We start from the raw sequence: 26,082 nt of genomic DNA on the forward strand, positions 1-26,082 counted from the left end.
CAGGCTCGCCTCAGTCCACGGTCCAGGTGTCGCGGCCACGCAGCAGCGCCTGGAGTGCGGCGGTGTCGTGTGCGCTTGCCTGCCGGGCTTCGGCGATCTGCGCGCGCGCCTGGTCGTCGTAGGTGGGCTTGCTGATCTTGCGGAAGATACCCATCGGGAAGTGCGACAGGTCCTGCTCGGAGAGCCGCGACAGCGCGAACGCGTAGGAGGAATCGGCCAGGGTGGCGTCGTGCACGACGATCTGGTCGGCCGAAACGTTCGCGGTCTTGGCGACCTCGAGTCCGTAGCCGGTCTTGATCACGCAAAACTCGTCCTCCGCGCCGAAGACGATCCGCTCGCCGTGGCGGAGGTTGATGATGCGGTTCTCGGCACCGTCCTTGCGCAGCAGGTCGAACGAGCCGTCGTTGAAGACCGGGCAGTCCTGCAGGATCTCCACCAGCGCCGAGCCGCGGTGCTCCATCGCGCCCCGCAGCACCTCGGTGAGGCCCTTGCGGTCGGAGTCCAACGCCCGCCCGACGAAGGTCGCCTCGGCGCCGATCGCCAGCGAGACCGGGTTGAACGGGTTGTCCAGCGAACCGAACGGCGTCGACTTGGTGATCTTGCCGGTCTCCGACGTCGGCGAGTACTGCCCCTTGGTCAGACCGTAGATCCGGTTGTTGAACAACAGGATGGTGATGTTGACGTTGCGGCGCAGGGTATGGATCAGGTGGTTGCCACCGATCGACAGCGCATCGCCGTCACCGGTGATCAGGAACACCGACAGGTCCTCGCGGGCGGTCGCCAGCCCGGTGGCGAACGTCGGGCCGCGACCGTGGATCGAGTGCACCCCATAGGTGTTCATGTAGTACGGGAAACGGCTGGAGCAGCCGATACCGCTGACGAACACCACGTTCTCCCGGCGCACCCCCAGCTCGGGCAGGAAGTTGCGCATCGTGTTGAGGATGGCGTAGTCGCCACACCCCGGGCACCAGCGCACCTCCTGGTCGGAGGTGAAGTCCTTCGACTTCTGCGCCTCGTCGGTGGTGGGCACCCCGCTCAGGGCGGTCAGCCCCAGCTCGGTACCGACCAGTGATTCGGCCGTGAGATCTGCGGTCATGAGTTCGCTCCTGCTGTACCCGCAATGGTGACCGCCGCGGCCTTGGCCAGCGACGCCTTCTCGTTCTCCCGCGCGGCCAGCGTCCCGGCCAGCGCGTCGTCGATGATCCCCTCCACCTCGTCGGCGAGGAATGCCTTTCCGGCCACCTTGGTCACGGACTGGATGTCGACCAGGTAGCGGCCGCGCAGCAGCAGCGCCAACTGGCCCAGGTTCATCTCGGGCAGCACCACCTTCGGGTAGTGCCGCAGCACCTCGCCCAGGTTGGCCGGCAGCGGGTTGAGGTAGCGCAGATGCGCCTGCGCCACCTTGACGCCGCCGCGCCGGACCCGCCGGCACGCCTCGGCGATCGGGCCGTACGAGCTGCCCCAACCCAGCAGCAGCAACTCGGCGTCGCCACTCGGGTCGTCGACGACCAGGTCGGGAACCTTGATGCCGTCGATCTTGGCCTGACGCAGGCGAACCATCAGATCGTGGTTGGCCGGCTCGTAGGAGATCTCCCCGGAGCCGTTGGCCTTCTCCAGCCCACCGATCCGGTGCTCGAGACCCGGGGTGCCGGGGATGGCGAACTGGCGGGCCAGGGTCTCCGGGTCACGCGCGTAGGGCTGGAAGGGCTCGCCGGCCTTGGCCAGGTTGCGCTCGATGGGTTCCATCGCGCTGATGTCGGGAATGCGCCACGGCTCGGACCCGTTGGCGATCGCACCGTCGGACAACAGCACCACCGGAGTGCGGTAGGCCAGCGCGATCCGCACGGCCTCGATGGCCGCCTCGAAGCAGTCCGACGGCGTGCACGGCGCCAGCACCACGACCGGCGACTCGCCGTTGCGGCCGTACAGCGCCTGCAGCAGGTCCGCCTGCTCGGTCTTGGTCGGCAGGCCGGTCGACGGGCCGCCACGCTGGACGTCGATCAACAACAGCGGCAGTTCGGTCATCACGGCCAGGCCCAGCGCCTCGGCCTTGAGCGCCAAGCCCGGGCCGGAGGTGCTGGTGACGCCCAGCGCGCCGCCGTAGGAGGCGCCGATCGCCGCGCCGATACCGGCGATCTCGTCCTCGGCCTGGAAGGTCAGCACGTTGAGGTTCTTGTGCTTGGACAGCTCGTGCAGGATGTCCGAGGCCGGGGTGATCGGGTAGGTCCCCAGTACCACCTGGGTGTCGGCCAACTGGCCGGCGGCGATGACGCCGTAGGCCAGCGCGGTGTTGCCCGAGATCTGGCGGTACTCGCCCGGCGGCAGCTTGGCCGGCGAGATCTCGTAGGTGGTGCCGAACGCCTCGGTGGTCTCGCCGTAGTTCCAACCAGCCTTGAGCGCCAGCACATTGGCATCGGCGACGTCGGGCTTCTTGGCGAACTTCTCCCGGATGAAACTTTCGCTGTGGGCGAGTTCGCGGCCGTACATCCAGGACAGCAGGCCGAGCGCGAACATGTTCTTGGCGCGGGCGCCGTCTTTTTTGGTCGCGCCGATCGCCTCGACCGCGCCCAGCGTCAGGGAGGTCATCGCGACCGGGACCACCACGTAGTCGGTGAGCTCGTCGGTCTCCAGCGGGCTGGCCTCGTAGCCGATCTTGGCCAGGTTGCGCTTGGTGAACTCGTCGGAGTTGACGATCACCATCCCGCCGCGGGGCAGGTCGCCGATGTTGGCCTTGAGGGCGGCGGGGTTCATCGCCACCAGCACGTCGGGGCGGTCACCGGCCGTCAGGATGTCGAAGTCGGCGATCTGGATCTGGAACGACGACACGCCCGGCAGGGTGCCCTGAGGAGCGCGAATCTCGGCAGGGTAGTTGGGCTGGGTGGCCAGGTCGTTGCCGAACAGCGCCGCCTCGGAGGTGAAGCGATCGCCGGTGAGCTGCATGCCGTCACCGGAGTCCCCGGCGAAACGGATCACGACTTTCTCGAGTTTTTGGCGCCCGGGCGCCGACCCGGCTCCGTTACCGCTCGGACCCACGGCCCCGCCTTCCATCACTGTCTCCCCGGGCTCGCACAGCGCGGCTGGCGTACCCACATTTTTTTCTGTCACTGGCGGTACCGATTATTGCACCGTTCTTAGAGACGGTTCGACGCCACACCGTCTCGCAACCCTACCGACTTATTGTTAAACCCCGACGTCACGGCCGAGTTCTCGGACCATTGGGTACCGAAATGTGGTTTTGGTCACGTTTGGCGGCAACTCAACTTTAAGAAAGTTTCACTACCGGTGAGTAACCTTCGGCGGCGCGGGTGGCGCCGCCGGGGATCAGGCGCTCTTGTCGCGACGCTCGGCGCGTGAGGTCTTGCGCGGAACGATCGTCGGCAACACGTTGTCCTGCACCGTCTCCTTGGTCACCACGACTTTGGCGACGTCGTTGCGGCTGGGGATGTCATACATCACCGGCAGCAGCACTTCCTCCATGATCGCGCGCAGCCCACGGGCCCCGGTGCCGCGGTGGATGGCCTGATCGGCGATCGCCTCCAGCGCGTCCTGGCTGAACTCCAGTTCCACCCCGTCCATCTCGAACAGCCGGGTGTACTGCTTCACCAGAGCATTCTTCGGCTCCGAGAGGATCTTGACCAAGGATTCCATGTCGAGGTTGGTCACCGAGGCCACCACCGGCAGCCGGCCGATGAACTCCGGGATCAATCCGAACTTGATCAGGTCTTCGGGCATCACCTCGGCGAAGTGGTCGACGGTGTCGACCTCCGCCTTGGACCGGACCTCGGCACCAAAACCCAAGCCGCGCTTGCCGACCCGGTCGGAGACGATCTTCTCCAGTCCGGCGAACGCCCCGGCCACGATGAACAGCACGTTGGTGGTGTCGATCTGGATGAACTCCTGGTGCGGGTGCTTGCGCCCGCCCTGCGGGGGAACCGACGCCTGGGTGCCCTCCAGGATCTTCAGCAACGCCTGCTGTACGCCCTCGCCGGAGACGTCGCGGGTGATCGACGGGTTCTCGCTCTTGCGGGCGATCTTGTCGACCTCGTCGATGTAGACGATCCCGGTCTCGGCGCGCTTGACGTCATAGTCGGCGGCCTGAATCAGCTTGAGCAGAATGTTCTCCACGTCCTCGCCGACGTAGCCCGCCTCGGTCAGCGCGGTGGCGTCGGCGATCGCGAACGGCACGTTGAGCATCTTGGCCAGGGTCTGGGCCAAATAGGTCTTGCCGCAGCCGGTGGGGCCCAGCATCAAGATGTTGGACTTGGTCAGCTCTACCGGCTCACCGGACCGGGAATCGCGACTCTTCTCGCCGGCCTGGATGCGCTTGTAGTGGTTGTAGACGGCGACCGCCAGCGTGCGCTTGGCCGTGTCCTGACCGATGACATAGCCCTCCAGGAAGTCCCGGATCTCAGCGGGCTTGGGCAGCTCGTCGAGCTTGACGTCGTCGGCGTCGGCCAGCTCCTCTTCGATGATCTCGTTGCACAGGTCGATGCACTCATCGCAGATGTAGACGCCCGGACCCGCGATGAGCTTCTTGACCTGCTTCTGGCTCTTCCCGCAGAACGAACATTTCAGCAAGTCACCGCCGTCTCCGATGCGCGCCATGGTGCGTTAGGACCTACTTCCTGTTCGCCGTTCGTCGTCGGGGTACCGGTGTCTGCCCCGACGCTACCCGCTCATTCCGGTGCGAGGCGACCTATAAGGCCGAATCGCGTCGTTGGTATTTCGTTTCTGGGCCGGTATGTCTGCTCCACGAAGATATCGCCCGTGCCGCCATCCCTTGCGTGTGACGCGCTGGCGTGGCGTGAGCGTGTCGTCGCCGTTACCCGGCCGTGAGACAGGCGGCACCGAGGAGCCATACAGTGGCGAACGTGGGGTTCGCCGTGCCCGACCATACCGTGCTAGTCGCCGATGGCGGGCTGGCAACCGAACTGGAAGCCCGCGGTGCCGTCCTGTCGGATCCGCTGTGGTCGGCCCGGTTGCTGCTCGACGCCCCCGCGGACATCGCCGCCGTACACGCCGCGTTCTTCGCCGCCGGGGCGATGATCGCGACCGCTGCCAGCTACCAGGCCAGCTTCGACGGTTTCGCCGCCCGCGGGATCGACCGTGCCGGCGCGGAAGCGTTGCTGCGCCGCAGCGTGGAACTGGCCCGCGCGACGGCGCGCGCCGCCGACGACACCACCCGCTGGGTGGCGGCATCGGTCGGCCCGTACGGCGCCGCCCGTGCAGATGGTTCGGAATACCTTGGCCGGTACGGACTTTCGGTCGCCCAGCTGGCGGCTTGGCACCGGCCCCGGCTGGAGGTCCTGGCCGCCACCGAAGCTGACGTGCTCGCGCTGGAAACCGTGCCCGACGTCGACGAAGCCGAGGCCCTGGTGGGCCTGGTACGCGAAGCGGAAGTACCGGCCTGGCTCAGCTACACCATCGACGGCGCATCGACCCGTGCGGGCCAGCCGCTGCGGGACGCCTTCGCCGTCGCCGCCGGGGTGCCACAGATCGTCGCGGTCGGGGTGAACTGCTGCGCACCCCAGGATGTGCTGCCGGCCATCGCAATTGCCCGCGAGGTCACCGGCAAGCCGGTGATCGTCTACCCCAACAGCGGGGAGGACTGGGACGCCCGGCATCGTCGCTGGGCCGGGCCGGCGCGCTTCTCCCCCGAGCTGGTGCCGCAGTGGGTGGCCGCCGGAGCGCGCATCGTCGGTGGCTGCTGCCGGGTTAGTCCGGCCGACATCGCGGCCGTGGCGGCCGCATTACGCCGAACGTGCACTCAGCGCGAAAATCCCTCCGGAAATTCGCGCTGAGTGCACGCTCGGTGTTGCACAGCTAGCTACGCCGTCTGCGCCGAGAGCTTGCGGTACTCCAGAACGGTGTCGATGATCCCGTAGTCCTTGGCCTCGGCGGCGGTGAGGATCTTGTCCCGATCGGTGTCCTTGCGGATCACCTCGGGGTCCTTGCCGGTGTGGTTGGCCAGGGTCGACTCCATCAGGGTCCGCATCCGCTCGATCTCGGCGGCCTGGATCTCCAGGTCGGAGAACTGACCCTGGATCACCCCCGACAGCGACGGCTGGTGGATCAGCACCCGCGCGTTGGGCAGCGCCATCCGCTTGCCCGGCGTGCCCGCGGCCAGCAGCACCGCGGCGGCCGAGGCAGCCTGACCCAGGCAGACCGTCTGGATGTCGGCCCGCACGTACTGCATGGTGTCGTAGATCGCCATCAGCGAGGTGAACGAGCCGCCCGGGGAGTTGATGTACATGGTGATGTCACGGTCGGGATCCAGCGATTCCAGCACCAGCAGCTGGGCCATGATGTCGTTGGCCGACGCGTCGTCGACCTGCACGCCGAGGAAGATGATGCGCTCCTCGAACAGCTTGTTGTACGGGTTGGACTCCTTGACGCCCCAGCTGGAGTGCTCGACGAACGACGGCAGGATGTAGCGCGCCTGCGGCTGGATTGCTCGCATGGTTTCAAGGTTCATTTTGCGGCTCCGTTGGTGTGGGCGCGAGTGATGATGTGGTCGACGAAGCCGTATTCCAGGGCTTCGGCGGCGGTGAACCAGCGGTCGCGGTCGGAGTCCGCCTCGATGCGCTCGATCGGCTGACCGGTGAATTCGGCGTTGAGCCGGAACATCTCTTTCTTGATGACCGCGAACTGTTCGGCCTGGATCGCGATGTCGGCGGCGCTGCCGGTCACCCCGCCCAGCGGCTGGTGCATCAGGATCCGGGCGTGCGGCAGCGCGTAACGCTTGCCCTTGGTGCCCGCCGCGAGCAGGAACTCGCCCATCGAGGCGGCCATGCCCATCGCGTAGGTGGCGACGTCACAGGGCGCCAGCACCATGGTGTCGTAGATCGCCATCCCGGCGCTGATCGAACCGCCCGGGGAGTTGATGTACAGCGAGATGTCCTTGGTCGGATCCTCGGCCGCCAGCAGCAGGATCTGCGCGCACAGCCGGTTGGCGATGTCGTCGTCCACCTGCGACCCCAGGAAGATGATGCGTTCTCGCAGTAACCGCTCGTATACGGAGTCGACGAGATTCAGACCGGGCTGGCTCACAGTGGGATACCTGCTTTCTCGAGATTCATATGCCGAGACCTGTTTAAGACCCTAACGAACCGGCGGCGCTGTGGGCGGCCCGAACCGGCTTCGTTCGCTTACAGCGTCACTCGTCGGATGCCGCCTCGGCCTCGACCGCGTCGTCTGCGGCCCCCTCTGCCCCCTCAGCCCCGCTGGCCCCGTCGTCCCCGTCGTCCCCGGCGGTCTTGTCGGCACCGAAGAACTCGGCGGTGTCGATCACGTTGCCGTCGGTGTCGCTGACCGAGGCGGCCCGCACCGCCGCTGCCAGCGCCATACCCCGACGCACGTCGGCGAAGACCGCGGGCAACTGGTTGTTCTGCTGCAGGAACTGCATCAGCTGCTGGGGTGCGATGCCGTACTGACGCGACATCAGCACCAGGTGCTGGGTGAGATCGTTCTGGCCCACCTGGATCTCGAGCTTGTCGCCGAGCGCGTCGAGCAACAGTTGGGTCTTGACCGACTTCTCGGCCTCGGCGCGGGTCTCGGCGTCGAACTCGGCCCGCGAGGAGCCCTGCTCCTGAAGCGCCTCGGCGAACTTGTTCTCGTCGTGGTCGAGACCGTGCAGGGCGTTGTGCAGCGCATTGTCGACGTGCGCCTGCACCACGGCTTCGGGCAGCGGCATGTCGACCTGCTCGACCAGCGCCGCCAGCGTCGCCTCACGGATCTTCTCGGCCTGCTGGATGCGCTTGGTCCGGGAGACCTGCTCGGCGAGGTTCTCCCGCAGTTCGGCGATGGTGTCGAATTCGCTGGCCAATTGCGCGAACTCGTCGTCGGCCTCCGGCAACTCGCGTTCCTTGACCGACTGAACCGTGACGGTCACCTCGGCTTCCTTGCCGGCGTGCGGGCCGGCGGCCAGGGTGGTGGTGAAGGACTTGCTCTCACCGGCCGACAGCCCCACGATGGCGTCGTCGAGGCCCTCGATGAGCTGACCCGATCCGACCTCGTGCGACAGGCCCTCGGTGGCGGCCCCCTCCACCGTTTCGCCGTCGACCGTGGCATCCAGATCGATCGAAACGAAGTCGCCCTCGGCGGCCGGGCGCTCGACACCGGTCAGCGTGCCGAACCGGGCGCGCAGCGACTGCAGCTCGACGTCGACCTCGTCGTCTTCGACCTCGATCGGGTCCACGCTGATCGTGAGCTGCTCCAAATCGGGCAACGCGATGTCCGGCCGCACGTCGACCTCGGCGGTGAAGGTGATCTGGTCACCGTCGTCGAGCTTGGTGACCTCGATGTCGGGCTGACCCAGGGGCTTGAGGTCCGAGCTGGTCACCGCCTCGCTATAGCGGCTGGGCAGGGCCTCGTTGACCACCTGCTGCAACACCGCGGCGCGGCCGAACCGGGCCTCGATGAGCTTGGCCGGCGCCTTGCCCGGCCGGAAGCCCGGCATCCGCACCTGCTGCGCCAGCTGCTTGTAGGTCCGGTCGAAGTCCGGCTGCAACTCGGTGAACGGCACCTCCACGTTGATGCGAACCCGGGTGGGGGTCAGCTGCTCGACGGTGCTCTTCACGGGCGTACTCCTCGATATCGTTGACGGTCAGTCGTGCCGGTGCGGCGCGCGCTGTTGGTCGGGGTGACAGGATTTGAACCTGCGGCCTTCCGCTCCCAAAGCGGATGCGCTACCAAGCTGCGCTACACCCCGCACTGACCAGGCGATCCTACGGCCCGGCGCCGACGGCAAGACAGCCGCCCGCACGGCACGGCCGCACGGGGAGTGCCAATTGGATTTGAGGCCGACTACGCCGGTACAGTCTGCCCTGGATATTGCGGGCGTAGCTCAATGGTAGAGCCCTAGTCTTCCAAACTAGCTACGCGGGTTCGATTCCCGTCGCCCGCTCGAAACGGGGATTTTCCCTGGCAGGAAGGCACGCCAATGGGCGGCACACAGCACGTCCAGATTCATGGGTCGTGCTCGCCGCGCTTCGAACGGGTGCGGTACGAGTTCGAACGCAATTTCACGCTGCGCGAAGAGCTCGGGGCCGCCGTCGCGGCGTACGTGGACGGGGAACTCGTCGTCAACCTGTGGGCCGGGTCCACCGATGCCGAGGGCCTGCACCCCTGGCAGGAAGACACGCTGAGCACCGTGCTGTCCGGCACCAAGGGATTGACCAGCACCTGCGTCCACCGGCTCGCCGAGGCCGGCGAACTGGACCTGCGGGTCCCGTTGGCCCATTACTGGCCGGAGTTCGGCCGGGCCGGCAAGGGTGACATCTCGCTGGCCATGGTGCTGGCGCACCGCTCCGGGGCGATCGGGCCGCGCGAGCCGATGCACTGGCGCGACGTCACCGACTGGGATCTGGTCTGCCAAAGACTGGCCGCCGCAGAACCGTGGTGGCAGCCAGGTACCGCCCAGGGCTACCACATGACGACCTACGGCTTCATCATCGGCGAGGTCGTCCGCCGGGTAACCGGTATGACGGTGGGCCAGTATCTGCGCAGCGAGGTCGCCGGTCCCCTCGCAGCCGAGGTGCACATCGGCGTGCCGGCCGACCAGCAGCCCTATCGCTGCGCCGACCCGGTGGGCAAGCCGACGATCCGGGAGATGCTGGCATCGGCCGGCGCACCGAAGCGACCGACGTCGTTGGACGACCATCCCAAGGCCGGACTGGCGGTGGCGATGGGGTTCGCCCCCGACGACGAGATCGCCACCAACGATTTGACCCTGTGGCGGCAACTGGAGTTCCCCGGCACCAATGCCCAGGTCTCGGCGCTGGGCATGGCCACGTTCTACAACGCACTGGTGCAGGAGAAGCTGCTCAGCCGTCCCGCCATGGACCGGCTCCGGGTGTTGCAGGGCGGCACCGAAACCGATCTGGTGCTCGGGCCCCGGGTCGCCGAGCACGGCTGGGGCATGGGCTACATGCTCAACGCCCAGGGCGTCAACGGGCCCAACCGGCGAATCTTCGGTCACGGCGGCCTGGGCGGCTCCTTCGCGTTCGTCGACCTCGACCACCGGATCGCCTACGGCTACGTGATGAACCGCTTCGACCACACCCAGGCCAACGCCGACCCCCGCAGCGTGGTGCTGTCCAACGAGATCTATCGGGCGCTCGGCGTTCCGATCCGGCCCCGGCGGGAAACGATCTACGACGACTAGGTCTGGCAGGACGGGCACCAGAACACGTTGCGGCCCTCCAGTTCAGCGGTCCGCACAGCAGTCCCGCACAGCCGGCACGGGTCCCCGGCTCGGCGGTAGACGTAGGTGCGCGGCTTGCCGGGTGCGTACGCGGGTGCGCCGTGATCGTCCTCCGGCCGCATTACGACGATGTTGCCCCGGCGCAGCCCGACCTTCATCAGCGCCACCAGATCCGCCCAGATCGCGGCGAATTCCGGTTCGCCGATGTCGGTGCCGGGTCGATACGGGTCGATCTGATGCCGGAACAGCACTTCGCTGCGGTAGACGTTGCCGACACCGGCGAGCACCGACTGGTCCATCAGCAGCGCAGCGATAGTCCTGCGAGACTTGGCGATTCGCTTGAAGGCCAGCGCCGGGTCGGCGTCGCCGCGCAGCGGGTCCGGCCCGAGTCGCGCGATCACGTCGGCGGCCTGCGCCTCGTCGACCACCTCACAGGCCGCCGGGCCGCGCAGATCGGTGCCGTATTCGGCGCCGATCATGCGCATCCGAACCTGGCCGACCGGTTCCGGCACGCCCGCACCGTCGCCAAAGAGCGGGAACTCGGTGAAGTGGCCGTAGATGCCGAGGTGAACATGCACGATCGCCCCACCGGCGTAGTGGTGGAACAGATGCTTGCCCCAGGCCTCGGCCCGGGTCAGGGGCCTTCCGTCGACGGTCGCGGCCCCGGATTCGAACCGGCCCTGCGGGCTCGACACCGCCACCGGGGCGCCGGCGAAGCGGCGCCGATGCAACCGGGCCAGCCGGTGCAGGATGTGCCCCTCCGGCATGTCAGGCCAGTCCTTGTCGGGTCAGGCGGGGGCGCCGGGCACTGGCGGTGCCTCGTGGGTGCGTTCGTAGGCCGCCAGGATGTCGATGCGTCGCTGGTGACGTTCGGCCTGCGACCACGGCGTGCTCAGGAACGCGTCGACGATCGCGATCGCCTCGGCGACGGAGTGCATCCGGCCGCCGATCCCGATCAGCTGAGCGTTGTTGTGCTCGCGGGCCAGCTGCGCGGTCTCGGTGCTCCACGCCAGCGCACACCGGGCCCCGGGCACCTTGTTGGCGGCGATCTGTTCGCCGTTGCCGGATCCGCCGATCACGATTCCCAGGCTGTCCGGGTCGGCCACCGTCCGCGACGCCGCGGCGATGCAGAACGCCGGATAGTCGTCCTCGGCGTCGTAGGAGTAGGCCCCGCAGTCGACCGGCTCGTGGCCGGCCTGCCGCAGGTGCTCGATGATCTGCTCTTTGAGCTCGTAGCCGGCGTGGTCGCAGCCGAGGTAGACGCGCATGGCGGTCATTGTGTCAGACCCGCTCCGCTCCCCTCCCGCGCAATCCCCGCGAGGCAATCCCCGCGAGCGTGCGTGTCTGCACGCGACACGCCGCGCTCTGGCGTGCAACTGTGCACGCTCGCGGGAACCCTGACCGGCTAGTCGAATTCGGGCGACTCGGTACGGCTGCGCTTGAGCTCGAAGAAGTGCGGGTAGGACGCGAACGTCACCGAGGCGTCCCACAGCTGCCCGGCCTGCTCGCCACGCGGAATGCGGGAGAGCACCGGGCCGAAGAACGCCACCCCGTTGACGTGGATGGTCGGGGTGCCGACGTCCTTGCCGACGGCGTCCATCCCGGCGTGGTGGCTCTTGCGCAGCGCCTCGTCGTAGGTGTCGGTGGTGGCCGCGTCGGCCAGTTCGGCCGGCAGGCCCACCTCGGCCAGCGCACCGGCGATGACGTCGGTGAAGTCCTTGTTGTTCTCGTTGTGGATCCGGGTTCCCATCGCGGCGTACAGCGGACGCAGGATCTCGTTGCCGCGCTGCTGTTCGGCCGCGATCGCCACCCGCACCGGACCCATCGCCTGCTTCAAGCCCTCGCGGTACTCCTCGGAGAGGTCGTCGCGGCCCTCGTTGAGAACAGCGAGGCTCATCACGTGGAAGGTCACATCGATATCGCGGACCTTCTCGACCTCCAGGATCCAGCGCGAGGTGATCCAACACCACGGGCACAGCGGGTCGAACCAGAACTCGGCGTGTGATTTCACGGGCATGGGTGATCCTCTCAACCGACGACAGAAGCTTCCTTGACCACAACTATGCCCGCCGGGCGGGTGTTCCCGAACCCCACCGGAATCTCACGGTGCGCTGGGACCGCTGCTCGCCTCAGAGGCCCAACACCAGCAGCACGACCGCGATCGCCGGGAAAACCCCCTGGACGACGGCGGCGCGCGCCATATCGGTGGCCGAGGCGACCAGCACCAGTGCCGCGGCCAGCATCGATCCGAGCCCGGCGAACATCAACGCTGCCCCAACAGCGGTGTGCCCCAACGCGAACGTACCAATGCCGATACCGGTCACGGCGGCCAGGAACAGATTGTAGAAACCCTGGTTGAACGCGATCATCTTGATGGTCTCGGCTTCCTCCGCCGTGGTGCCGAACACCGCTCGGGTGCGCGGCGATGTCCACCGCAACGATTCCAGCACGAAGATGTAGACGTGCACCGCCGCGGCCAGCGCGGCGAAGATCGAACCCGCAACAAGCATGGCGACCATTAAACCCGGTGGAACGCTCGCCCGCACCGCCCGGCGGCTACTGTTGGCGGGCGTGGCACTTCCTAACCTCACCCGCGACCAGGCCGCCGAACGCGCCGCTCTGGTCACCGTCGGCAATTACCGGATCGCGCTCGACCTGACCGACGGCGACGGCAAACCGGGCGAGCGCACCTTCCGCTCCACCACGACCGTCACCTTCGACGCCCTGCCCGGCGCCGACACGGTCATCGACATCGCCGCCGAGGCCGTTCGCAGCGCCACCCTCAACGGTCGGGCGCTCGACGTCTCGGCCTACGACGAGTCGACCGGCATCGCGCTGACCGGACTAGACAAGCACAACGTCGTCGAGATCGACGCCGACTGCTACTACTCCAACACCGGCGAGGGCCTGCACCGCTTCGTCGACCCGGTCGACAACGAGGTGTACCTATACTCCCAGTTCGAAACCGCCGACGCCAAACGGATGTTCGCCTGTTTCGACCAGCCCGACCTCAAGGCCACCTTCGACATCACGGTCACCGCGCCGGAGCACTGGCAGGTGGTCTCCAACGGCGCCACGGCCGCAGTCGAGTCGGGTGTGCACACGTTCGCGACCACCCCGAAGATGAGCACCTACCTGGTGGCGCTGATCGCCGGACCGTACGCCACCTGGGACGACGTCTACCGCGACGAGCACGGTGAGATCCCGCTGGGCCTGTTCTGCCGGGCTTCCCTGGCGCCGCACATGGACGCCGAGCGGCTGTTCAGCGAGACCAAGCAGGGATTCGGCTTCTACCACCGCAACTTCGGCACGCCGTATGCGTTCGGCAAGTACGACCAGTTGTTCGTGCCGGAATTCAACGCCGGGGCGATGGAGAATGCCGGTGCCGTAACGTTTTTGGAGGACTACGTCTTCCGCAGCAAGGTGACCCGCGCGTCCTACGAGCGGCGCGCCGAGACCGTCCTGCACGAGATGGCGCACATGTGGTTCGGCGACCTGGTCACCATGCGCTGGTGGGATGACCTGTGGCTCAACGAGTCGTTCGCGACCTTCGCCTCCGTGCTGTGTCAGAGCGAGGCGACCGAATACACCAACGCCTGGACGACGTTCGCCAACGCGGAGAAGTCGTGGGCCTACCGCCAGGACCAGCTGCCGTCGACGCATCCGATCGCCGCCGACATCCCCGATCTGGCCGCCGTCGAAGTCAATTTCGACGGGATCACCTACGCCAAGGGCGCTTCCGTGCTCAAACAATTGGTGGCTTACGTCGGGCTGGAACACTTCCTGGCCGGACTGCGCGACTACTTCGCCGCACACGCCTTCGGCAACGCGACCTTCGACGACCTGTTGGCCGCACTGGAGAAGGCATCCGGCCGCGACCTGTCCGACTGGGGCCGGCAGTGGCTCAAAACCACCGGCCTGAACACCCTGCGCGCCAACTTCGATCTCGACGACGCCGGGAAGTTCACCCGGTTCGCCGTCACCCAGGACGGCGCCGCCCCGGGCGAAGGCGAGACCCGGGTGCACCGGCTGGCCATCGGTATCTACGACGACGACGGCACCGGACGCCTGGTGCGCACCCACCGCGAAGAACTCGACATCGAGGGTCCGGCGACGGCCGTGCCTGGGCTGGAAGGGGTTTCGCGCGGCAAGCTGATTCTGGTCAACGACGACGACCTGACCTACTGCGCCCTGCGGCTGGATGAGGAGTCGTTGGCGACCGCCCTGGAACGCATCGCCGATATCGCCGAGCCGTTGCCGCGCACGCTGGTGTGGTCGGCGGCCTGGGAGATGACCCGCGAGGCCGAGCTACGCGCTCGGGATTTCCTGGCACTGGTGCAAGGCGGTATTCAGGCCGAAACCGAGGTCGGGGTCGCCTCACGGCTGCTGCTGCAGGCGCAGACCGCGCTGGGCTACTACGCCGACCCCGGCTGGGCCGCACAGCATGGCTGGCCGGCCTTCGCCGACCGTCTGCTGGAACTGGCCCGCGCGGCCGAGGGCGGCTCGGATCACCAACTGGCCTATGTCAACGCGCTGTGCACGTCGGTGCTGTCCGAGCGACACACCGCGGTGCTGGCCGCGCTGCTGGATGCCGACCCGGCGGATCAGGGTCTGGCCGGGCTGGCAGTCGACACCGATCTGCGCTGGCGGATCGTGGTGGCCCTGGCCCGCAGCGGTGTGCTGGACTCCGAGGCGATCGACGCCGAGGTTCGACGCGACCCCACCGCGGCGGGCAAACGCCACGGCGCCCAGGCGTCGGCGGCGCGGCCGCACGCGGCGGTCAAACAGACGGCTTGGCAGCAGGTGATCGAGGACGACACCCTGGCCAACATCACCGGCCGGGCGATCATCGCCGGGATCGTCCAACCCGGGCAGGGCGACCTGTTGGCACCGTTCGCCGAGAAGTACTTCGCGGCGATTCCCGGTGTGTGGGAGCGGCGCTCCAGCGAGGTGGCGCAGACGGTGGTGGTGGGTCTGTATCCGGGATGGGACGTCAGTCAGGCCGGGTTGGACACCGCCGATGAGTTCCTGGCCGACCCCGCGGTGCCGCCGGCGCTCAGGCGCTTGGTCCTGGAGGGCCGGGCGGGGGTGGAGCGGTCACTACGGGCTCGCTCGTTCGACACCGCCTGATCGTCGGTTGCCCGTCAGGACCGGGATGGGTTCATCGGTATCCCCCGTCGGATAACCCCGCGTCCCTCTCAAAGCTGTTGGTGCCGCCGAAGATCCGCGCTCTTGCCTCCTCGGCGAGATAGCGCGCGGGCATCTGTAGCGGCCCCAGGGCGGCCCACTGCCGAGCGTGGATCTCCTCGTGATGCAGCAGCCGGTCCAGGCCGGGGCCATCGCCGGAGATCCGTCCGGATTCGACGATGTCACGCAGTCGGCGAGCCGGGTCGGAGACACGATCGGCGTTGACCAGGAAGAGGTCACCCCACATGGTGCCGGCCCGACGGCTGAGCTGGGCGTGAAACCGGTTGCCGCCCAACCCCATCAGCACTCCGTGCGGGGTGGTGACCAGGCAACCGCCGGTGTCGCAGATGCCTCGGACGGCCTCGTAGCTCCACCGGTTCGCGTGCTGCCGCTCGACGATCCGCCCCACCTCGGCGGCGCCGTACGGTGTCTCGGGAAAGTCGTTGCGGACAGCGGTCCGGCCGTAGCCGGTGCCGGCGTTGAGGATGTAGGTCAACAGGGTCGCGAGACGGGCCTTTTTACCGCCGGTACCCCGGGGAATCACGAAGAAACTCTTACCGTCCGGGTCGGTAACCTGCTCCATCGCGTCGAGGACCCGAAAGCTGTCGCGGGTGAGGAGCCGCTGGCGCACGATGGCGGCCACGGCCTGCGGGGCGACCGCGCGCCGGTCGAGGTTGGCCAGCCAGCTGCGGTGCGCCGGGGAGGCCACTACCGCGACAGCGCGAGCTGAGACGCCCACCCTCGCGACCGATACGACAGGGGTTAGGCCGGGGTGATGCCGGCGCTGAGCAACCGCACCGCGCTGACCAGGCCGTCGATCAGTTTGCCGTCGGCGAACGCCGCCGCCGCGGCGGCCACACCCTGAGATGCCGCCACCGGGGCTATGCGGGAACCCACGCCGGCGCCGTAGACCACCTCGATGGCCCGCTGGTCCGGTGAGACCGCGATCAGCACCGCGTCGTTGGGGGTGGGCACCTTCGCCAGGATCTCGCGGGCCCGCGCAGCGGTGTCGGAACCCAGGTCGCCGATGTAGGTGGCGAAACGCGCCTTGCACGCCCGCGACCCATAGGTCAGCGCGTCATCGAGGCCCACCAGCTCTTTGACCGGGAACGGATAGTGCAACGAGGCCTCGCCGGGCTCGGTGACCCCGGATATCCGACCGCTGTAGGTGATCGCCGACCCGTACGGCAGGTCCGCCGGATCGATCGTCGCGACCTCACCAGTTGCCACTGGCTCCACCCCCCACACTGAACTCGGACTTGCCGTGACCATGTCCGCCGCCGATCGCCTCATCGGTCGCCGCCCACAGGATCGGTGGATGCGTCCAGCTGTCGGACATCTGGTAGACGGCCGCGCGTGGCCCCTTCTGCACCCAGATCCGCACCGACAGCAACAAGACCAGCAAAACCGGAATGCCGACGAAGTAGCCGAGGAATGACAACACACTCACGCCGTAGACCGTATCCCACCGCTTTGCCTTGCGCGCAGCGGATGGGCATCTATATGGTGACGCCATACCTTCGCACTGGCGATCAGCGTGAGGAAGGGCTGCCCCTGGCAGTCATGGGAGGTCCGCCAAGCGGTCCTCGGCGATAGACCATCACCCGTTGCTGCCGTGTCGGCGATGCCCCTTCCTCGCGAGGCGGGCACCGTTGGGCAGCACGGGTCCTGCCAGTGGGAGTCCCATGAACGACACGTCTCGGCCCGGCGATCTGGTCGGCCGGGTAAAGACCCTCTTCCGCTTCCCGATCAAGTCGGTCGGCGGTCACGGTATCGACAGCGGATACGTCGAACCCCACGGTGGCCTCGGGGATCACCGGTACGCCTTCATCGATGTCGAGACCGGCAACCTCTGCAATGCGAAGAATCCGCGCAAGTACGCCAGCCTGCTCGCGTGTCGGGCCTACTACCTCGACGAGCCGCAACGCGGCCGGCCGTTGCCCGCGCTCGAAGTCGCCTTCCCCGACGGGAGTCGGCATCGAAACGTCGGCACCGAACTCGACGAGGCCATGTCGCGGTATCTCGGCCGCACCGTTCGGCTCGCTGCGGAGGTGCCCGCCGACGCGAAGACCGAGTTGGTCTGGGAGGCGACGACCGGGCTCCCCAAAGACGGTGCCTACTCCCACACGACCAGGAATTCCGACGGCGACGACGTCCTGACTTACGGACCGCTGCAAGCCGATAGGTTCTTCGACCTCACGCCGCTGCATATCATCACCACGTCGACCATCGAGCATTTTCAGCAACTCGAACCGAGCGCGAACTTCGACCCGCGCCGCTACCGGCCGACGATGGTCATCGAGACTTCGGCACCCGGCCTTGTCGAAGACGCCTGGGTGGGCGGACGACTCAGCATCGGTGGGACGATCGCGGCCCGGGTCGACTGGTGCACTCCGCGTTGCGTGATGTCCACCCTCGCCCATGGCAAAGATGTGCCGTTGGACCGGGCGACGCTGCGGACCATCGCACGGCACAACAGCAAGCCCATCCCCGATGCAGGCAAGCTGGCATCCCTCGGGGTCTACGCCAGCGTGGCCACGGCCGGACCCGTCCGCGTCGGCGACGAAGTGCGATTTCAGTCCGCGGTCAACCAGTCCGACAGTGCGCACCCATGATTCAGCGGATCACACCGGAAGTCGGGGATCTCCCAACTCGTGACCGCCGGGGCATAGCGCACTGGCCGGGAATCGTTGCCGCGCAGACAGATTCCGACGGGCTCACCTTTCCCGCAGCCGATATCTCCGGTCAGGTTCATCCTGAACGAGTTGGACGCGATGCTGGAATGCATAGGCTCGGACCGGACGCAGATCGTGGCCATTACCATGTACAGCACGGTGATCGAGCATCTGCCGGTCGCGCTCGCACAGATCTACGCGGCGTGGGTCGGCGAACACCGACCGGCCCTGACCTCGATCGCCGTCGCACGGCTGTCCCTACCGCAGACGCTGCTCGAGGTGCAGGGCTGCGCAGTCATACCTGAGAGGCGATGAGCATGGTTCTTGCGGCAGCAGTGCAATTGGAAGCGGTACTCGGCGATGTGCCCGCCAACCTGGCCGCCTGCGAACGCCTCGCCGACGAGGCCGGCCGAGCCGGCGCCGAGGTCATCGCCCTGCCGGAGTTCTTCACCACCGGCATCGGATTCACTCCATCGTTGGCCACCGCGGCCCTGCCCCCCGACGGTGCGGCGACCGAACTTCTCACCGCACTGGCCCGCCGGCATCGGGCGCTGGTCGGCGGGTCATTCCTGTGCCGTGATTCCGACGGCCATGTCCGCAACGCCTACCTGCTGGCCGGCCCCGGCGGTGTGGTGGGCCGGCACGACAAGGATCTGCCCACCATGTGGGAGAACGCGTTCTACACCGGTGGCGACGACGACGGCGTACTCGACGCGGGTGACTACGCGGTCGGCGCGGCGGTGTGCTGGGAGCTGATGCGCACCCAGACCGTGCGACGGCTGCGGGGCAAAGTGGACCTGGCCATGACCGGATCGGGCTGGTGGTCGATTCCGCGCTGGACACCGCACGCCCTGTTCGACCGCCTGGAACGCAACAACGCCGCCACCGCCCGGCGGGCGGCGGCCTCGTTCGCCCAGTACATCGGTGCACCGGTCGTGCACGCCGCCCACGCCGGCAGCCTGGACTGCGCGATGCCCTGGCTGCCCATGCCCTACCGCGGGTACTTCGAAGGGGCCACCCTGATCGCCGCCGCGGACGGCACCGTCATCGCCGAGCGGCGGGCCGAGGAGGGCGAAGGGATCGTCCTGGGCGAGATCACGCTGCAGCGCCAGCGGCCCCGGCTCGAGCCACCGGCCGGCTTCTGGCTACATCGCCGCGGGATCATGCCCGCCGCGGTGTGGCACTACCAGCGCTGGCATGGGCGTCGCTGGTACCGGCGCCACGTAGTTCAGGCAAACCCAGCTCAGGCGGCGCCTTCGCCGAGGTAGCGCATCCACACCGGATCGAGGTCGTGGATCACCGCCAGAAGCCGCCAATGCTGGCCCTTCGGCGACGTCGGCACCAGTCGCAGCGTCCAACCGAGCTCGGTGAGCAACCGGTCCGCCTTGCGGTGATTGCAGGTCGAACAGGCGGCGACACAGTTCTCCCAGGAGTGGTCGCCGCCGCGGCTGCGCGGCACCACGTGATCGACGGTGTCGGCTTTGCCGCCGCAGTAGGCACAGCTGTGCCGATCACGGTGCATCAGCGCGGCACGGGTCAACGGGATTCGGGCGCGATACGGCACCCGCACATAGGACCGCAGCCGGATCACCGACGGCACGGTCACCGACCGGGTCGCCGAGTGGATGACCGGGCCGGCCGGGTCGTCGTGCACCACGTCGGCCTTGCCGCAGATCACCATGACAATGGCGCGCCGCAGCGGAAGCGCCGTCAGCGGCTCGAAGGTGGAATTGAGCAGCAACACCCGCCGGCGGGTCCAGATCGACGCGGCGTCGGCCCCGGGAACAGAGCTGGAAGTGGCGACCGAGTGCAGGCATGGAGCGGCGGCAAGCCCGGACAGGCTCGCCATGGGGGCACCGGGTCTGCGGTGGCCCCGACGCTTCATCGGCGGCTTTTGTGCTGCACCATAAATCCTCCGCGGAACAGTTCACCATGATTCGGCGCTGGTCGCACGTCGATTTGCTGTGTGTTCTAGATGCGTGTCCGGCAGGAATTCCTCGATGCCCCACAATGGTGGGCGATGCAGCCGATAGAAGAGCCCTCGTTTTATGACGCCGTCGGCGGTGCGGATACCTTCCACGCCATCGTGTCGCGGTTCTACCAACTGGTCGCCCAGGATGCGATCCTGCACCCGATGTACCCCGCCGACGACATGGACGGCGCCGAAGAGCGGTTGCGGATGTTCCTCGAGCAGTACTGGGGCGGGCCGCGCACCTACACCGAACGTCGCGGCCACCCGCGGCTGCGGATGCGGCACATCCCCTTCCGCATCGGCCCGCTGCAACGCGACGCCTGGCTGCGCTGCATGGTCACGGCGATCGACGAGATCGACACCGAGACCCTCGACGACGCTCATCGCGCCGAACTGTTGCACTACCTGCATTCAGTGGCCGACTTCCTGGTCAACGCACCGGTCTGATGGGCGCCGACAAGCCCTGGTGGGCCAACAGCGTGTTTTACCAGGCCTACCCCCGCTCGTTCGCCGACAGCAACAGCGACGGGGTCGGCGACCTCGACGGGGTGATCGCCCACCTGGACTACCTGCGCGGGCTGGGTATCGACGCCATCTGGCTGAACCCGGTGACGGTTTCGCCCATGGCCGACCACGGCTACGACGTGGCGGATCCGCGCGACATCGATCCGCTCTTCGGTGACCTGGCGGCGCTGGACCGGCTGGTGGTGGCCGCGCACGAACGTGACATCAAACTGACCATGGACCTGGTGCCCAACCACACCAGTTCGGCGCATCCGTGGTTCCTCGAGGCACTGGCGTCCGCGCCGGGCAGCCGGGCGCGGGCGCGCTACATCTTCCGTGACGGCCGCGGGCCGAACGGGCAGCTGCCGCCGAACAACTGGGTGTCGGTGTTCGGCGGCCCGGCGTGGACCCGGACCACCGAACCCGATGGCCCCGGCCAGTGGTACCTGCACCTGTTCGACACCACCCAGCCCGATCTGAACTGGGACAACCCGGAGGTCATGGAAGATTTCGACCGGACCCTGCGGTTCTGGCTGGACCGTGGCGTCGACGGCTTCCGGATCGATGTCTCGCACGGCATGGCCAAGCCCCCAGGGCTGCCCGACATGCCGGTAACCGACGTGAAACTGCTGGCCCACCGCGACGACGACCCGCGGTTCAACCAGCCCGGCGTCCATCGCATCCATCGTGCGATCCGCACCGTCTTCGACGATTATCCGGGCGCGGTGTCGGTCGGCGAGGTCTGGGTGCACGACAACGGCCTGTTCGCCGAGTACCTGCGCCCCGACGAACTGCACCTGGCGTTCAACTTCCGGCTGCTGCAGGCCGGCTTCGACGCGCCGGCGATCCGCGATGCGATCGAGAACTCACTGGCCGCGGTCGCATCGGTGGACGCCGCCCCGACCTGGGCACTGGAGAACCATGACGTGCAGCGATCGGTCACCCGCTACGGCGGCGGAGCGGCCGGACTGGCGCGGGCACGGGCGATGGCGTTGGTGCTGCTCGCGCTTCCCGGCGCGGTATTCATCTACAACGGCCAGGAATTGGGGCTTCCCGGCGTCGAGCTGCCCGATGATGCGCTGCAGGATCCGGTGTGGGAACGCTCGGGGCACACCGAGCGCGGCCGCGACGGCTCCCGGGTGCCGATACCGTGGTCGGGCGACGCGCCGCCGTTCGGATTCTCCGAGCGATCCGAGACCTGGCTACCGATGCCGCCGCAGTGGGCGCCGCTGACCGTCGAACGCCAACTCGGTGACGCAGACTCGACCCTGACGCTGTATCAGCGGGCGGTCGAATTGCGCCGGGAACATGTGGGTTTCGACAGTCGCGTCGAATGGCTGCCCGCCCCGGACGGGGTGGTGATGTTCAGGTGCGGCGGACTGGTGTGCACGCTCAACGCCGGCGACCAGCCGGTGGCGCAGCCGGAGGGCCAGCTCATCCTGGCCAGCGCCCCGGCGACCGACGGCGCACTACCGCCCGACGCTGCGGCTTGGCTGGTCTGACGACGCGGCTCACCGGCGACCGCGGCCCCCGTGCCCGCTTGTGGCGCCGGCGAATTCGGCCACCAGGTCGCCCAGCCGGTCCGGCTGATCGAGCATCGAGAAGGTCCGGGCGCCGTCGATGAGTTCGAAACGGCCGTTGGGCAACGCATCGGCGAGGCGCTTGCCGTCGTCAACGGGGAAGAACAGGTCGTCGGCGGACCATGCGACGAGTGCCGGCTTGGCGAACCCGCCCAGCCGCGCGCCCGCATCCAGCGTGATCTGCTGGTGCAGCGACTTGGTCAGGTGGCGGAGATCCTCGGCGATCGCCGCGTCACGCAGCGCCGGTTTCACCCACTGGGCCACCAGCGGGTCGATGTCACCGTGTGACAGCGCTGCGAAGCCGCGGTTGCGGAAGGTGCGCAGCCGCATCGGTTGGAGCACGGCACGGAAGGTGACGGGCGTCTTGGCGGCCAGCATGAACGGTTTGAGGATCGGCGGCGGAAAATGCTCGAAGGCGTCACAGCTGGTGAGAACCAGCGCACCGACGCGATCCGGGTGGTCTACCGCCACCAGCTGGGTGACCACACCCCCGGTGTCGTTGCCGACCAACACCACGTCGTCGAGGGCGAGTGCGGCCATGAATGCGTTCACCATCGCCGCGATACCCGGCAGTGATCGGTCTGCTCCGGGCCGCAGCGGCGTCGGGTGCGCGCCCAGCGGCCAGGTCGGGGCGATGCAGCGCAGATTTCGCGCGGCCAGTCGTGCGCTCAGCGGCCCCCACAGCGAAGAGGCCATGGTGTAGCCGTGGACGAACAGCACCGGGCGGCCGTCCTGCGGGCCCGCGGTGTCGTAGTGGATTGTTCCGGCGTCAATGTCAACGGTGGGCATTGGATGCTCCTAACATAGTTACGTGCAACCTGCCGATAACTTACCGACAGCCTGTACGGAAATCAAGCGCCGGACGCAGGCCGAGCGCTCCGCCGCAACGCGCGCTGCTCTGACGAGCGCGGCCCGCAGGCTGTGGGGCGAGCGCGGCTTCGCCGCGGTCGGCACCCCGGAGATCGCCGAGGCCGCCGGAGTGACCCGCGGCGCGATGTACCACCAGTTCCCCGACAAGGCGGCGCTGTTCCGCGCGGTCGTGGAGGCGGTGGAGGGCGACGTCATGGCGCGGCTCGCCGAGGCGGTCGCCGCCTCCGCGACGACCACCCCGGCCGCCGCGTTGCGGTCCGCGGCGGAAAGCTGGCTGGTGGTGGCCGACGATCCGGAGGTGCGCCAACTCATCCTGCTGGATGCGCCGAACGTCCTCGGGTGGGACGGTTTTCGCGATGTGGCCCAGCGCTACAGCCTGGGCATGACCGAGCAACTGCTCAGCGAGGCGATGAAGGCCGGCCAACTCGCCGAGCAGCCGGTCCGCGCGCTGGCGCATGTCCTCATCGGCGCACTGGACGAGGCCGCCATGCTGATCGCGACCGCCGAGGACCACGAGCAGACCCGCGCCGAGGTGAGCACGGTGGTGCACCGACTGCTGGACGCCATGCTGACCGAGAGCTGATCTGCGCAGAACTCAGAACATCACCGGTGGCGGCGCCTGCTGTCCTTCGGTCGCCTGATAGAACGGCCGCGCGGCCACCTTGGCCATCCCGGTGAAGAACATCCACGGAATCGTGACCACCCGCTGGTTGAGGGTGGCGGTTGCGTCGTTGTAGTACTGGCGGGCGAACGCCAGCTGGTTCTCGGTGTCGGTGAGCTGTTCCTGCAGCTGCAGGAAGTTGACTGAGGCTTTCAGCTCGGGGTAGTTCTCGGCGACGGCGAGCACGTTGAAGATCCCGCGGTCCAGCTGGTCCTGGGCCTGCGCCTTCTCCTCGACGGTGCCCGACTGCGCCGCCTGCGTCGCCTTCGCCCGGGCGACGGTGACCTCTTCGAACACCGACTTCTCGTGCGTCGCATAGCCTTTGACGGTGGATACCAGGTTAGGAATCAGGTCGGCGCGCCGGGTCAGCTGGACATCGATACCACCCAATGCCTCCTGCGCCTTCACATCGAGCGTGCGCAGCAGATTGAACGCGGTGATGCCGAAGGCGACCACCGCCACCAGTACCGCTGCCAGGATCGCGATGGCAGTGATTGCGCTCATCTGATACCTCTTTCCTCGATCAATCGTTCACCAGGAGCCGCCACCGCTGCCCCCTCCGCCGCCGAAACCACCACCGCCACTGCTGAACCCACCAGACCCCGACGAAGAGCTTTGGGAAGCCTGGTACGCACTGATCGAAGCCGCGATCGCGGCACCCAGGCCGGCCAGCGCGGTCCCGCTGTACAGCCCGGCCGCACCGCCCGCCTGCGTCGCCGGATACCACGGCACCTCCGGCGGCTCCTGCCCGGTCGCCGTCCGATACTTCGCGGCCCACTTGTCGGCGACGCCGAACGCCACCGCATAGGGGATGTAGGCCATGAAAAGGTCCTTGCGCGCCGCAAAGTCGAACCGATCCTCGCTGGACGGCGTGGACAGCAGGCGCTCGAATCCGCCGGCCCGCGACCACAGCTGGCGGCCCGCTGCGGTGCGCCGGGTACCCGCCCCCGTGGCGAACAGCCAGACACCGGCGATGGCGAACACGGCGAACGGCAGACCCCACATCGTCGGATAGCCCCAGAACCGAACGACCGCGACGAGGATGCAGATGCAGACCAGCACTCGGCCGATGATCGCCACGGCCTCGTATCGCGACAATCCCCCCGTCCGAGACCAGGATCGAGTGGCGGACTTGACGGTCTTCGCAGCGTTCGCCAATTTCTCGCCGACCCGTTTGCCGCCGGTGACAACACGGCCACCGGATTCTGTGATGCCCAGCGTTTCGCCGACCTCACGCGTCACCGGATCAACGTTCGCCCACTCCGCTGAGGTGCCGGTGCCGGTGACGGCCCACTTCTTCGAACTGATGCGCTCCAGCTCAACCAGCTTGCGCTCCGCCATATGCAACAGCGTCGCGACCAGGGCGTGCTCACCGACGGTCTCCTTGACGATGTAGACGGTCTGCGCCGGCCCGAGCCCGTCGGGCGGCACATACGTCACCGGCAAACCCGGAGGCGTCTCCCGTGACCGTCGAACCCACAGGTATCCCGCCAGCGCGGCAAGCACCGTCAATGCCGCCACCACACCCGCCATGCGGGTCGAGCGGCCCAGGATCCCGTCGAAGCGCGCCGGCCACGGCAGTGTGGTCCGGGCCGGCAGCGTCATCGGCAGATCAACGCGAACGGTGACCGGGTTACGCGGTGCCAGGTTTCCCGCGGTGACCGTGATGCGCTCACTGCCCGCGCCCTCGATGGCGCACGGAATCGACCCGTCGGTGCTCGCGGCACACTGCACCAGCCCGGATCGGACGGGCAGCTCGATCACGGTCTGCGCGTCCCGAATCGGCATCTCCCAGAAGCCCACCGCGTTCCAGTAGAACGACGAGTCCGCCGCGATCCGGTTCTCCCCCGCCTGGGTCGGGAACTCCCCTTGTGCGCTAGGGGTTTTCGCCAATACGCCGTCGATGGTGTAGTCAATCTCGTACACGTATGTACCCTGGGCCAGCGTCGTGGACGAATCGCCGATACGGGCAACGTACACGCTGCGGCCGTTTCGCCACGAATAGTCCACCGGCACCTCCCGGCCATTCATCGTGATGCCGGTGACGGCCGGGACAATCCGCAAATGGGAGTCGCTGGGGTCGGCGACCGGGAAATACCAGAAGATGCCGTGCCGGCCGCTCGGAAGGTCCACCGTCAGGCGCTCTGTGGCAGTGAGGCGGCCGTCAGCGGCGACCCGATAGGTCGCCGCGTAGCGCCTGATCACCCCCGGATCGTTGGGCGGCGTCACCGAATCCGTCTGTCCGGAGGCAAGCGGCCACAGCAGGCCCAGACCCGACAGCGCAATCAGAATCGCCGACGCGATCAACAGCGACTTAGCGTTCTTCACTCGCTTCGTCTCCTGCCGCCGGACTGACGATCCCCTAAGCACAGTAAGGGTTGACGGTCACGGCAACCGGCCGAATCATGCGACCGCCGCAATAACCCGAC

26 protein-coding genes and 2 tRNA genes are annotated in these 26,082 nt (G+C 67.7%); 10 read left to right on the plus strand and 18 right to left on the minus strand.

Annotation, left to right across the window (positions count from 1 at the left end; all coding sequences use genetic code 11):
* Positions 1 to 10: 10 nt before the first annotated feature.
* The 3 genes from G6N23_RS13430 to clpX form a co-directional block, all read right to left on the minus strand.
* Positions 11 to 1,096, minus strand: a complete 1,086-nt coding sequence (locus tag G6N23_RS13430) for a 2-oxoacid:ferredoxin oxidoreductase subunit beta (protein ID WP_085260255.1) — start codon at positions 1,094 to 1,096, stop codon at positions 11 to 13.
* Positions 1,093 to 3,033, minus strand: a complete 1,941-nt coding sequence (locus tag G6N23_RS13435; RefSeq protein ID WP_085260306.1) for a 2-oxoacid:acceptor oxidoreductase subunit alpha — start codon at positions 3,031 to 3,033, stop codon at positions 1,093 to 1,095. Before G6N23_RS13435 ends, G6N23_RS13430 begins: the two co-directional genes overlap by 4 nt.
* Positions 3,034 to 3,321: 288 nt before the next feature.
* On the minus strand, positions 3,322 to 4,605 hold the full coding sequence (gene clpX, locus G6N23_RS13440; protein ID WP_085260254.1) for an ATP-dependent Clp protease ATP-binding subunit ClpX: 1,284 nt from the start codon (positions 4,603 to 4,605) through the stop codon (positions 3,322 to 3,324).
* A 266-nt stretch (positions 4,606 to 4,871) separates the two neighbouring features.
* Here clpX and mmuM point away from each other — a divergent pair, with 266 nt between their 5' ends.
* Entirely contained in the window at positions 4,872 to 5,801 is a 930-nt protein-coding gene (mmuM, locus tag G6N23_RS13445; protein ID WP_085260305.1) for a homocysteine S-methyltransferase, read from the plus strand.
* Positions 5,802 to 5,827: 26 nt separating this feature from the next.
* On the opposite strand, the gene clpP2 is transcribed toward mmuM, so the two are convergent.
* The 4 genes from clpP2 to G6N23_RS13465 form a co-directional block, all read right to left on the minus strand.
* Entirely contained in the window at positions 5,828 to 6,460 is a 633-nt protein-coding gene (gene clpP2, locus G6N23_RS13450; protein ID WP_372508940.1) for an ATP-dependent CLP protease proteolytic subunit ClpP2, read from the minus strand.
* Positions 6,461 to 6,471: 11 nt separating this feature from the next.
* Positions 6,472 to 7,050, minus strand: a complete 579-nt coding sequence (locus G6N23_RS13455) for an ATP-dependent Clp protease proteolytic subunit (protein ID WP_085260252.1) — start codon at positions 7,048 to 7,050, stop codon at positions 6,472 to 6,474.
* A 106-nt stretch (positions 7,051 to 7,156) separates the two neighbouring features.
* On the minus strand, positions 7,157 to 8,578 hold the full coding sequence (tig, locus tag G6N23_RS13460) for a trigger factor (RefSeq protein ID WP_085260251.1): 1,422 nt from the start codon (positions 8,576 to 8,578) through the stop codon (positions 7,157 to 7,159).
* A 55-nt stretch (positions 8,579 to 8,633) separates the two neighbouring features.
* Positions 8,634 to 8,710, minus strand: a tRNA-Pro gene (locus G6N23_RS13465).
* A 124-nt stretch (positions 8,711 to 8,834) separates the two neighbouring features.
* Here G6N23_RS13465 and G6N23_RS13470 point away from each other — a divergent pair.
* Together G6N23_RS13470 and G6N23_RS13475 are read left to right on the plus strand one after the other, a co-directional pair.
* A tRNA-Gly gene (locus tag G6N23_RS13470) sits at positions 8,835 to 8,905 on the plus strand.
* Between the two features lie 36 nt (positions 8,906 to 8,941).
* Positions 8,942 to 10,165, plus strand: coding sequence for a serine hydrolase domain-containing protein (locus tag G6N23_RS13475; RefSeq protein ID WP_085260250.1), 1,224 nt, complete (start codon positions 8,942 to 8,944; stop codon positions 10,163 to 10,165).
* On the opposite strand, the gene G6N23_RS13480 is transcribed toward G6N23_RS13475, so the two are convergent.
* The 4 genes from G6N23_RS13480 to G6N23_RS13495 form a co-directional block, all read right to left on the minus strand.
* Positions 10,162 to 10,971: an Fpg/Nei family DNA glycosylase gene (locus G6N23_RS13480; RefSeq protein ID WP_085260249.1), complete on the minus strand. Its 810-nt coding sequence runs from the start codon at positions 10,969 to 10,971 to the stop codon at positions 10,162 to 10,164. The genes G6N23_RS13475 and G6N23_RS13480 overlap by 4 nt on opposite strands.
* Before the next feature lie 21 nt (positions 10,972 to 10,992).
* Positions 10,993 to 11,472 carry a ribose-5-phosphate isomerase gene (locus tag G6N23_RS13485; protein WP_085260304.1) on the minus strand — a complete coding sequence of 160 codons (480 nt, stop codon included), beginning with the start codon at positions 11,470 to 11,472 and terminating at the stop codon, positions 10,993 to 10,995.
* A gap of 137 nt (positions 11,473 to 11,609) precedes the next feature.
* Complete coding sequence (locus G6N23_RS13490) at positions 11,610 to 12,221, minus strand: DsbA family oxidoreductase (RefSeq protein ID WP_085260248.1); 612 nt, start codon at positions 12,219 to 12,221, stop codon at positions 11,610 to 11,612.
* Between the two features lie 112 nt (positions 12,222 to 12,333).
* Positions 12,334 to 12,714, minus strand: coding sequence for a DUF1304 domain-containing protein (locus G6N23_RS13495; RefSeq protein WP_085260303.1), 381 nt, complete (start codon positions 12,712 to 12,714; stop codon positions 12,334 to 12,336).
* A gap of 61 nt (positions 12,715 to 12,775) precedes the next feature.
* Between G6N23_RS13495 and pepN the strand changes: the two genes are divergently transcribed.
* Positions 12,776 to 15,334, plus strand: a complete 2,559-nt coding sequence (pepN, locus tag G6N23_RS13500) for an aminopeptidase N (RefSeq protein ID WP_085260302.1) — start codon at positions 12,776 to 12,778, stop codon at positions 15,332 to 15,334.
* Positions 15,335 to 15,365: 31 nt separating this feature from the next.
* Here the strand turns inward: pepN and G6N23_RS13505 are convergent, their stop codons facing one another.
* Genes G6N23_RS13505 through ctaJ form a run of 3 tightly spaced genes read right to left on the minus strand, consistent with a single transcriptional unit; the run spans position 15,366 to position 16,841 of the window.
* Positions 15,366 to 16,130 carry a hypothetical protein gene (locus G6N23_RS13505; protein WP_234808552.1) on the minus strand — a complete coding sequence of 255 codons (765 nt, stop codon included), beginning with the start codon at positions 16,128 to 16,130 and terminating at the stop codon, positions 15,366 to 15,368.
* A 23-nt stretch (positions 16,131 to 16,153) separates the two neighbouring features.
* Complete coding sequence (locus tag G6N23_RS13510) at positions 16,154 to 16,621, minus strand: DUF5130 family protein (RefSeq protein ID WP_085260246.1); 468 nt, start codon at positions 16,619 to 16,621, stop codon at positions 16,154 to 16,156.
* Complete coding sequence (ctaJ, locus tag G6N23_RS13515; RefSeq protein WP_085260245.1) at positions 16,608 to 16,841, minus strand: aa3-type cytochrome oxidase subunit CtaJ; 234 nt, start codon at positions 16,839 to 16,841, stop codon at positions 16,608 to 16,610. Before ctaJ ends, G6N23_RS13510 begins: the two co-directional genes overlap by 14 nt.
* A 235-nt stretch (positions 16,842 to 17,076) precedes the next feature.
* Here ctaJ and G6N23_RS13520 point away from each other — a divergent pair, with 235 nt between their 5' ends.
* From G6N23_RS13520 to G6N23_RS13530, 3 genes are all read left to right on the plus strand, one after another.
* Positions 17,077 to 18,006, plus strand: a complete 930-nt coding sequence (locus tag G6N23_RS13520) for an MOSC domain-containing protein (RefSeq protein WP_085260244.1) — start codon at positions 17,077 to 17,079, stop codon at positions 18,004 to 18,006.
* A 159-nt stretch (positions 18,007 to 18,165) separates the two neighbouring features.
* Complete coding sequence (locus G6N23_RS13525) at positions 18,166 to 18,381, plus strand: Rid family hydrolase (protein ID WP_234808554.1); 216 nt, start codon at positions 18,166 to 18,168, stop codon at positions 18,379 to 18,381.
* Positions 18,382 to 18,383: 2 nt separating this feature from the next.
* Entirely contained in the window at positions 18,384 to 19,334 is a 951-nt protein-coding gene (locus G6N23_RS13530; protein WP_085260242.1) for a carbon-nitrogen hydrolase family protein, read from the plus strand.
* Here G6N23_RS13530 and G6N23_RS13535 read toward each other — a convergent pair.
* On the minus strand, positions 19,310 to 19,951 hold the full coding sequence (locus G6N23_RS13535; RefSeq protein WP_085260241.1) for an HNH endonuclease: 642 nt from the start codon (positions 19,949 to 19,951) through the stop codon (positions 19,310 to 19,312). The two genes, G6N23_RS13530 and G6N23_RS13535, sit on opposite strands and share 25 nt — an antisense overlap.
* A gap of 135 nt (positions 19,952 to 20,086) precedes the next feature.
* Here G6N23_RS13535 and G6N23_RS13540 point away from each other — a divergent pair, with 135 nt between their 5' ends.
* Positions 20,087 to 20,485, plus strand: a complete 399-nt coding sequence (locus G6N23_RS13540; RefSeq protein ID WP_085260301.1) for a globin — start codon at positions 20,087 to 20,089, stop codon at positions 20,483 to 20,485.
* The gene (locus tag G6N23_RS13545; RefSeq protein ID WP_085260240.1) at positions 20,485 to 22,044 is read left to right on the plus strand and encodes a glycoside hydrolase family 13 protein; all 1,560 of its coding nucleotides are present in this window, start codon (positions 20,485 to 20,487) and stop codon (positions 22,042 to 22,044) included. The genes G6N23_RS13540 and G6N23_RS13545 overlap by 1 nt, the downstream gene beginning before the upstream one ends.
* 9 nt (positions 22,045 to 22,053) lie before the next feature.
* Here the strand turns inward: G6N23_RS13545 and G6N23_RS13550 are convergent, their stop codons facing one another.
* On the minus strand, positions 22,054 to 22,911 hold the full coding sequence (locus G6N23_RS13550; protein ID WP_085260239.1) for an alpha/beta fold hydrolase: 858 nt from the start codon (positions 22,909 to 22,911) through the stop codon (positions 22,054 to 22,056).
* 22 nt (positions 22,912 to 22,933) lie between these two features.
* Here G6N23_RS13550 and G6N23_RS13555 point away from each other — a divergent pair, with 22 nt between their 5' ends.
* On the plus strand, positions 22,934 to 23,575 hold the full coding sequence (locus G6N23_RS13555; protein WP_085260238.1) for a TetR/AcrR family transcriptional regulator: 642 nt from the start codon (positions 22,934 to 22,936) through the stop codon (positions 23,573 to 23,575).
* A 12-nt stretch (positions 23,576 to 23,587) separates the two neighbouring features.
* On the opposite strand, the gene G6N23_RS13560 is transcribed toward G6N23_RS13555, so the two are convergent.
* Both G6N23_RS13560 and G6N23_RS13565 read right to left on the minus strand, forming a co-directional pair.
* On the minus strand, positions 23,588 to 24,157 hold the full coding sequence (locus tag G6N23_RS13560) for a LemA family protein (RefSeq protein WP_085260237.1): 570 nt from the start codon (positions 24,155 to 24,157) through the stop codon (positions 23,588 to 23,590).
* Between the two features lie 27 nt (positions 24,158 to 24,184).
* The gene (locus G6N23_RS13565; protein WP_157997518.1) at positions 24,185 to 25,981 is read right to left on the minus strand and encodes a DUF2207 domain-containing protein; all 1,797 of its coding nucleotides are present in this window, start codon (positions 25,979 to 25,981) and stop codon (positions 24,185 to 24,187) included.
* Positions 25,982 to 26,082 lie beyond the last annotated feature (101 nt).

Origin of the sequence: Mycolicibacter terrae (assembly GCF_010727125.1) — a bacterium.
GTDB classification, from domain to species: Bacteria; Actinomycetota; Actinomycetes; order Mycobacteriales; family Mycobacteriaceae; genus Mycobacterium; species Mycobacterium terrae.